Genomic DNA, 4,175 nt, shown 5'->3' with positions numbered 1-4,175 from the left:
GTAGTAGATATCGGAGCACAACGCCCGTTGCCGCTCCACAGCAGTCGATCATCACATCGGTGATCATGCCGGCGCGTCCCGGCACAAAGAGCTGAATCGTCTCGTCGATCGAGGGAATCAGCAGCAGGAACACCGCCGTGGGCAGCAGCACGTCAAAGGTGCGCCGGCCCTCAAAATCAAAGGCGTGCGTTGCCAAGATGCCGAGCACCATATACTCGGTAAAATGCGCGCACTTGCGAACAACAAAGTTGGTCACCCATTCATATGGAAGTCCCACGCTGTGCAGGAAACCGCGGATAGCTTCCATGACCGTTAGGCTCAGCGAGCCCGACCCCGAGCCGGGAACCAGCGAATTGCCCCAGATCAAGAGCGCCATCAGGCAGGTTACAACCGCCCATTTTCGATTGATCTTAACCATGCAGAAGTTATGCCTCCGCGCGGAGCGGCGCGAAGCTGGCGGTACCGCCCTCGATAACGCTCAGATAGGCACGGCCCGTACGCTTGGCGGTTGAGGACTGCAGGCGCTCGATCTCTTCCTCGAGGATCTGATTGACGCGCTCGTGACGACGGTTTTCCATAATGCCGGCGGCAATAGCCTCGGCCCGCTCGATGCTCTCGCGCGAGATACGGGCAGTATCCTCGGGGAACACAGCACTGTGACGGCCGACATAGGCGGGGGCAGCAGGCTGAGGGGCAGCGACGGGAGCGGGGGCTGCAACAGGAGCAGGCTCGTCAATCTCATCCAGAATCGCGGTGGCGGCGGCCCACATGTCCTCGTGGCCCGAGTAATCAGCCATGGGGACATCAACCTCGAGCGAGGCGTCCGGAAGGTCGCCGGTGTCGATGCGATCTTGGACATCAATCGATGCGGTGATGGCTGCAGGCTCATCGAGGTCATCAAGATCGATGTCCGCGGCACCGGAGATGATAGGCATGCTGGCGAGGTTTGCATTGTACGGCGCAGCCTCAGCCGCCTGCTGCTGGGCAGGAGCGCCCCACAGCGAGCTTTCGGCGGCACGGCGGGCGGCAACGGCCTCCTCGTCCGCAGTCATGGCTTCATCAACGTACGAATTGTCGGCAGAAGCGTTCGCGTCCGCCGAGGTAGCGTTGTAGGCGTTATTGGCTGCCGCGTTGGCAACGAGTGCCACGAAAGCCGCCGTGCTGCCCGCAGGGGCGGCCTGGGAGCCCGATACGGCACGCGCCGCGGCGGCGATGTCGTCGCGATTGAAGGAGCCGGTCTGCCCGCCATTGGTGAGCTCGTCGATGGCGACTTGATAGACGTCGCGCGAGCGTGCAGGGTCGCAGCTCACCGGCGAATCGTCGTCGAGCATGCTGTCGATCATAGACCAAGCCTCGTCCTCGTCCATAGCATCTGCGGCTCGAGCGATGGTGGGGACACCATCATCGGCATGACGGCGCTGGAACGCACCGGTCAGGCCGGAAAGGAATGCCGAGGTAGACTGCTCCGCCTGAGCCTGAGAAGCAGAAGCCGCAGCGTAAGGAGTCGCATCCTGCTGCTGAGCTGGAATCGAGGCGGTCTTGAACTCGCTTTGATGCTGATTGAGATTGGCGGCACCGCCCATGGCATCGGGCTGGAACAGACGCTCTTCACGCTGCGCACGATACTCGGAGATACCCAGCGAGGCGGCATAGATACCCACGCCCGCCACCGCGCCCACGGCGAAGGGAACCGCACCCGCCACGACCGTCTCGTTCACCGACGAAAACGGCAGCGTCGCGGCATACATAACCACGGGAGCGGCAAGGCCGATCCCGCACGAAAGTCCGGCAAGGACTGCTCGTTGTGTTGCATCAGAAGAAGCCATGAGCTCTCCCCATCTTCCAGCACCCAAATCGCATCATTCAGTTGGCTGCGCGAGAGAAGATGAAGCGGGGCTATGCCCCAAAGCAACGGTATATGGTTCGTTTCATCTGCGTTTTCCGTCGCGAAGCTTAAAAGCTATTATGCGAAACCGCCCTGTCGATTGCAAGCGACGATGTCGGATTGAAACGGGAAACCTGCTGCTTGCCAGTCTTATGGTCAAAAAAGCGCGGAGCGGCGATATAGAAAAGGGCCGAGGCTCAAAGCCCCGACCCTTTATTGCATTGATGACTATCGCTGCGTGTGGATGACAACCTAGAACGTCTGCTCGTAGTCGCTGTGCTTTTTGGCCGAACGCACCAGGAACTCCTGGTTGGTGTTGGTGCCCTTAAGACCCTTGATAAACGATGCGGCCGCGCGCTCGGTGTTGTTCATGCCGGCAAGAATGCGACGCAGGCCAAAGACAAACGGGCGCATCTGCTCGTCAACCAACAGGTCCTCGTTACGCGTACCGGAGGCAACGGGGTCGATAGCCGGGAAGATGCGGCGGTCGGCCAGGTCGCGGTCGAGCTTAAGCTCCATGTTGCCGGTGCCCTTGAACTCCTCAAAGATGACCTCGTCCATCTTGGAACCGGTGTCGATGAGGGCAGAGGCCAGGATGGTGAGCGAGCCACCGTTCTCGATATTGCGGGCTGCGCCCAGGAAGCGCTTGGGCGGATACAGTGCCGCCGAATCGACGCCGCCCGAAAGGATGCGGCCTGAGGCGGGCGCCGCCAAGTTGTAGGCGCGGGCAAGACGCGTGATGGAGTCGAGCACCACCACAACATCGCCGCCCAGCTCCACGATGCGTTTTGCGCGCTCGATGACGAGCTCTGCCACGCGAGTGTGGTTGTCGGCGGGCATATCGAAGGTCGACGCCACAACCTCGCCCTTGATGGAACGCTGCATATCGGTGACCTCTTCGGGGCGCTCGTCGACGAGCAGGCAGATGAGGTGCACCTCGGGGTTGTTAATCGAGATAGACTGGCAGATCTTCTTGAGGATCGTGGTCTTGCCGGCCTTGGGCGGGGACACGATCAGGCCACGCTGACCCTTGCCGATCGGCGACACGATGTCGATGGCGCGACCGGTAATGGAGTCCTTGCCGTGCTCCATGCGCAGCGGCTCGTTGGGATAGACCGGGGTGAGGTCGCCGAACTTAGGACGGTTGCGAATCTGCTCGGGGTCCAGACCGTTGACGGTCGTGATTTTGGCGAGGCCGGCGCGCTTGTCGCCGCCGCGCGAAGGACGCAGCGAGCCCTCGATGACGTCGCCCGTGCGCAGACGCGCGGAGCGGATGAGGTAGGCGGGCACGAAGGCGTCGTCGTTGGACTTCATGTAGCCATGGGCGTGGATGATGCCGGAGCTGTCCGGGCGAATCTGCAGAATGCCCTTGATGTCGCGGAAGCCCTCGGCCTTCGCGGCAGTGGTGTAGATCTCCTCGACGAGCTCGGCCTTCTTCTTGCCGGTCGTCTCGATCTCGAACTCCTTGGCCTTCTCGCGCAGCTCGGCGACCTTCATGGCCGCGAGTTCCTCGCGCGAAAGCGTGGGCTCGGTGGGGGCGGCGTTGCGCTCCTTGTTGCGCTGTTTGCGATCGCGCTGGCGGTTGCGACGGTCGTTGTTGCGCTCGTCCTTGCGGTCGTTGCGCCCGTCGTTACGCTTGTGCTGGCGACGGTTGGGGCGAGCGCCGTCTTCGGCCTCGGCGGGCGCGGCACCATCAGTTGCGGCGGCGTCGGCATTGGCCGCAGCGGCGTCATTGGCCTCGGCGCCGGAATCGACCTGCGCTTCGACATCAGCCCGCTGCTCGGACGCCTTGGCCTTAGCGGACTTCTTACGACCACGCTTGGGCTTTTCGGACGCAGGCTGTTCGACGTCCTGGGGCTCAGCGGCATCAATCGATGCATCGGCGGTCGTCTCGGCGGAATCCTCGGACGCACCCTTCTTGGCAGCCTTGGCCTTGGACGTGCGCTTAGCAGCAGTACGATGGCTGCGACCAGGACGGACGTCGGCGGGCTCGACATCGGCGGGAGCGGCCTCGGAAGTCGTAGCATCCTGGACGGGCGCGTCGGCGGCGGTTGCAGACTCGGCGGTCGCCGCAGCATCCCGAGCGGCTGCAGCTGCGGCTGCGGCCTTCTCTGCCTCGACGAAGGCCTTGGGCTTGCGACCGCGACGGTGCGGGCGCAAAGCCGGATCGACAACGGGAACTTCGCTGGCCTCGACAGGCGCAGCGGGCTCAACAGGCGATGTGCCCTCCCCTGCCGCGGAACGGACCGAAGCCTCAGTGAGCTCGGGGGTTACCTGATCGGCAACCTGC

The 4,175-nt window shown here is 63.0% G+C and carries 3 protein-coding genes; all 3 read right to left on the bottom strand.

The features are described 5' to 3' along the window. Positions 1-418, bottom strand: a 418-nt coding sequence (locus tag ABHR76_RS09505; protein WP_346977535.1) for a VanZ family protein, incomplete at its 3' end; no start/stop codon positions are given. A 7-nt stretch (positions 419-425) separates the two neighbouring features. Then, a complete protein-coding gene (locus tag ABHR76_RS09500; protein ID WP_346977533.1) occupies positions 426-1,826 on the bottom strand; it encodes a hypothetical protein in 1,401 nt (466 codons plus the stop codon). Between the two features lie 311 nt (positions 1,827-2,137). Next, a partial coding sequence (gene rho / locus ABHR76_RS09495; RefSeq protein WP_346977531.1) for a transcription termination factor Rho occupies positions 2,138-4,175 on the bottom strand: 2,038 nt, incomplete at its 5' end.

The organism is Collinsella aerofaciens (assembly GCF_039752985.1).
GTDB classification, from domain to species: domain Bacteria; phylum Actinomycetota; class Coriobacteriia; order Coriobacteriales; family Coriobacteriaceae; genus Collinsella; species Collinsella aerofaciens_BT.
Note: the sequence above shows the minus strand (reverse complement) of the source record. Positions and strands in the feature narration are given on the sequence as shown.

Coding starts and splice junctions, on each gene's coding strand:
- ABHR76_RS09500 (WP_346977533.1), bottom strand. CDS start 1,826: ATGGCTTCTTCTGATGCAACACAACGAGCAGTCCTTGCCGGACTTTCG.